Source organism: Ideonella sp. P3_A4 (assembly GCF_056403075.1).
Map to the genome: position 1 here is coordinate 1 of NZ_JBFUGE010000537.1, position 4154 is coordinate 4154.

4 protein-coding genes are annotated in these 4154 nt (G+C 67.3%); 3 read left to right on the forward strand and 1 reads right to left on the reverse strand.

Translation table 11 applies throughout. From position 1 onward, the window contains the following. Window positions 1-250, forward strand: a 250-nt coding sequence (locus AC1DYI_RS28425; RefSeq protein WP_477207479.1) for a response regulator transcription factor, incomplete at its 5' end; no start/stop codon positions are given. A gap of 29 nt (window positions 251-279) precedes the next feature. Here the strand turns inward: AC1DYI_RS28425 and AC1DYI_RS28430 are convergent. Then, window positions 280-876, reverse strand: coding sequence for a hypothetical protein (locus AC1DYI_RS28430; RefSeq protein ID WP_477207480.1), 597 nt, complete (start codon window positions 874-876; stop codon window positions 280-282). 142 nt (window positions 877-1018) lie between these two features. Between AC1DYI_RS28430 and AC1DYI_RS28435 the strand changes: the two genes are divergently transcribed. Further along, complete coding sequence (locus AC1DYI_RS28435) at window positions 1019-1573, forward strand: ECF-type sigma factor (RefSeq protein ID WP_477207481.1); 555 nt, start codon at window positions 1019-1021, stop codon at window positions 1571-1573. 2 nt (window positions 1574-1575) lie between these two features. Beyond that, the coding region (locus AC1DYI_RS28440; protein ID WP_477207482.1) for a serine/threonine-protein kinase at window positions 1576-4154 on the forward strand (2579 nt) is incomplete at its 3' end.

Below are 4154 nucleotides of genomic sequence, written 5' to 3' on the forward strand. Positions count from 1 at the left end.
GTCTTGCACAACGGCTCGCCGCGCTGCGCACCCGTCCGATCTGCCACGCGCGGTGTCGCTGTCGCCGCGTGAAAGCGAAGTGCTGACCTTGATGGAGAAGGGCTTCACGGCCGACGAAGCCGCCACCCTGATGCGAGTTTCGCGGCACACGGTCGTGACCTTCGTCCGCCGCATCTATTTGAAGCTCGACGTAGGCTCCAAGGCCGAGGCGATCTTCGAAGCCCGCAACCTCGGGCTGCTGCAGGCGTGAGCTGCGCGGGACACCACGCCATGCGGTGTCTACCCGGCGCGCTCGATCTCGAACCGCACGTCGCCAAAGCGAACCTGCCCGCGGCGGCGCTCGACCGGGTCGAGTGAGAGGCCCCAGTTGGCCAGCGCTGCGGCCATCTGACGCCGCGCACGGAACAGATGGGTGTTCAACGCAAGGGCGTCGATGCCCAGCATCCGCTCGACGGTGATCACGTCAAGCCAGCCGCACTCGGCTGGCGTATGGCCAACCTCCACGTCGGCACGGCGGCGACGAGCCAGCAGCAGCAAGCTCTCGTGATGGGCGCGCTCGCCGAGCGCAAGGCGGCGCTCGCCGTCCCCGATCTCCAACCGCACATGCTCTTCGTCCTGGCTGACGCAAAAGCGCATCGTTAGCGCAGGCGCCGTCGTGTGGCGCAAACGCCACCGTCGCCCTTGCAGCAACACCTCGTGCCCTTCTTCAAGCCGGCGGATGCCTTGGCGGTCTGACACCAGCCAGCGCCGGTCCGGTGTCTGACAGATCAGCAGTTCAGGAGCTTCGACGCTGGGCAGCAAGGTCGTGGCCCCCAGACACACACTGGCCACAGCCCAGTCGGTGGCAGGTGGTTCGCAGCATTCAAGGACGGTCATTTCATGGTCCCGGTTCGGGAGCAAGCCCATTGCATGCCCCAACCCCGCCCCAATCGCAAAACCCTTCTCTAACCCGACATTTGGGGCACCGCGGTCATATCTCGCTGCTAAAGTGGTCGCAACAAAAAATGGGAGGCGCCGGTTGACGGACATCACGTCGCTGCTGCGTGCCGCTGCGGGCGGCGAAGATCAAGCGTTCGAGCGTTTGGCACCGCTGGTCTACGGCGACCTGAAGCGGCTTGCGCGTAGCCACCTGCGCCGCCTGGGCCACCAGACGCTGCTGGACACCAGCGGCCTCGTGCACGAGGCGTGGCTCAAGCTGCAGTCGCGCGACGGGCTGGAGTTTCCCGACCGCAAGTACTTCCTCGGCTTCGCGTCGCGTGTGATGCGCGCCACGGCCATCGACGTCGCACGCGCCCGCATGGCGCAAAAGCGCGGGGCGGGGCAGCTGCGACTCACGCTGTCCACCGAGGCCGGTCATGACATCGCCTGCGACGCCGACGACGTGCTGCGTGTGCACGAGGCGCTGCAAGAGCTGGCACAGGTCGATGAGCGGCTGGCCCGTGTCGTCGAGATGCGCTACTTCGGTGGGCTGACAGAAGCCGAGATCGCTGAAGCGCTGGACTTGACCGAGCGCACTGTGCAGCGCGACTGGCGCAAGGCGCGGCTGATCTTGCTCGCCTCCTTGAAGAGCTGAGCATGCAACAGCCCGACTGGCACCAGATGAGCCCGCTGTTGGACGAGCTGCTCGACCTCTCGACACGGACACGAGCCGATCGGCTGGTGAAGCTTCGCGCCGACGACCCCACCATGGCCGACGGCATGGCGAAGCTGCTCGARGGCTTGGGCGAGGTCGACGCGGGCTTCATGGAGCGCCCTATCGCGCCGGTGTCCACGGCCGGCTTCGAAGGCCAGACCATCGGTGCCTGGTGGCTCGAACGCCTGCTGGGCCAGGGCGGGATGGGGGCGGTGTGGCTGGCCCGCCGGGCGGACGGCCGCTTCGATGCGCAGGTCGCGATCAAGTTCGTCAACCTGGCGCTAATGACACCGGTGGGCATTGACCGTTTCGCCCGCGAAGGGCGGATCCTCGCGCGGCTGTCGCACCCGAATATCGCCCGCCTGATCGACGCCGGTGTCGACGAACACCATCAGCCGTACCTGTTGCTGGAGTACGTCAACGGTGAGCCGATCGACCGCTGGTGCGACGCACACGAGCTGGGCCTGCGCGATCGCCTGAAACTGTTCGCCGACGTGCTGGCCGCCGTGGCCCACGCGCACACCCGGCTGATCCTGCACCGCGACATCAAGCCCGGCAACATACTCGTCACGCAGGCGGGCGAGGTCAAGCTGCTGGACTTCGGCATCGCCAAGCTGCTGGGTCCGGACGAGCTGGGCGGCGACATCGCCCGTCCCGATCAGACGCAGGCCGGCACCCAGGTCTTCACGCCGGCGTATGCGGCACCCGAGCAGGTGCTGGGCCAGGGTGTGAGCACGGCCACCGATGTCTATGCACTCGGCGTGCTGCTGTACGGCTTGCTGGGGGGCGGCCACCCGACCCCCGCCGGCAGCGCGACCTCATCGCCGCTGGAGGCAATGCGCGCCGTGGCCGAGACCACACCGCGTCGCTTGTCTGATGCTGTGCGCGTCCAGGCCACCGACACCACACGCCTGCAGGCCCGCCGTCGCGCACGCGAGTTGCAGGGCGACCTCGATACCATCGTCGCCAAGGCACTGCGCAAGAACCCCGCCGAGCGCTATGCGAACGCGGCCGAATTCGCGGCCGACCTGCAGCGCTGGCTCCACCACGAGCCGGTCAAGGCGCGGCCGGAAACTCTGTCCTACGTCGCGTGGAAGTTCACGCGCCGGCATCGCTGGGGCGTGTTGGCAACCACCTTGGTGATCGGCGCCATGGCCTTCGCCGCCGTGTCAGCCACCTGGCAGGCGCGCAAGACTCAGCAACAGCGCCTGCGCGCCGAAAGCCTGGTCGAGTTCATGCTGGGCGACCTGCGCAAGCGGCTGCAGCCGGTGGGCCGGCTGGACGCGCTCGACGGCGTCGGTAAAGAGGTTCTGGCCTACTACGACACACCGGAGCAAGCCGCCCTGCAAGACGCCGACAGCCTCGGCCGCCGTGCGCGCGCGTTGCACCTGATTGGCGAGGTGCGGCAGCTGCGCGGACAGACCGAGGCTGCACGCGCCGCGTATCAGGAAGCGGCAAACACGACGGCACAGTTGCTCGCGCAAGCTCCGAACGACGCGCAGCGCGTGTTCGACCACTCGCAGAGCGTGTTCTGGGTGGGCAACATCGAACGTCGGCTCGGCCACGGCGCAGCAGCCGAACGTTCGATGGGCACATACCTGGCTCTCGCGCGCCGCCTCGTCGCGCTAGATCCACAGAAACCGGAATGGCGCACCGAGCTGGCGTACGCAAGCGAATCGGTGGGCGTGATGGCCCTCGATGCAGGCCGCGTCGACGACGCACTGCGCGAGCTGGCGGCGGCACGTGCGGCGTTCGAAGCGCTGGATGCAACGCGCCCGGATCTGCGACTGGACTTGGCGCACACCGTCGGCTGGCAGGCCGCGGCGTACAGACGGCTTGGCCACTACGTCGAGTCCTTAAAGGCGCAACGAGACAAATTGGCCGTGCTGGCGCGTGTCCCCGGCGCGGCAAACAATCGATCGGTTCAAGAACAGCAGGCCACCGCACAAACGTGGGTAGGGTTGCTGTGTCGCATGCTCGGCGATCTGGGAAGTGCGACGCAGGCGCGGACTGCGGCCTTGCGTGACGCCAAGGCATTGGTCGAGCTTGAACCGGACAACACCCGGTGGCGCGATCTGGTCGGCTGGGCGCAACTGGCACTGGCCGAATCGAAGCTCGACGAAGGCGCCGCCGAACAAGCCGGGGCGTTGCTCGGCGAAGCGATTACGGGCCTTGAAGGTTCGCGATCCGGCTCCACGGCACCTGAGGTTGCTAATCACCGGCTGCTGAAGGGCGCCGCTCTCGCAGTCCAAGCGCGCCAAGTCAAGAATGCCAATGCGAGTTCGATCGTGGCGCAGGCACAGACTTGGCTCGCCGAGGCTAGGGCTGCCCCAGCCAGCAGCCTGACTGCCAGCGATGAGCAAGCCGAGATGGAGGCAAGGCTGACGCTTGCGTTGGCGAAGCTGTTGACGCGCAGCCAGCGCATCGATGAAGCGCAGCGCACCTGGGCCGAACTCGCTGAGAGGCTTCGGCCCGGTGCCGAACAAGCAACGCCTCCGTTGCAACTGAGCCTCGCCTTGGC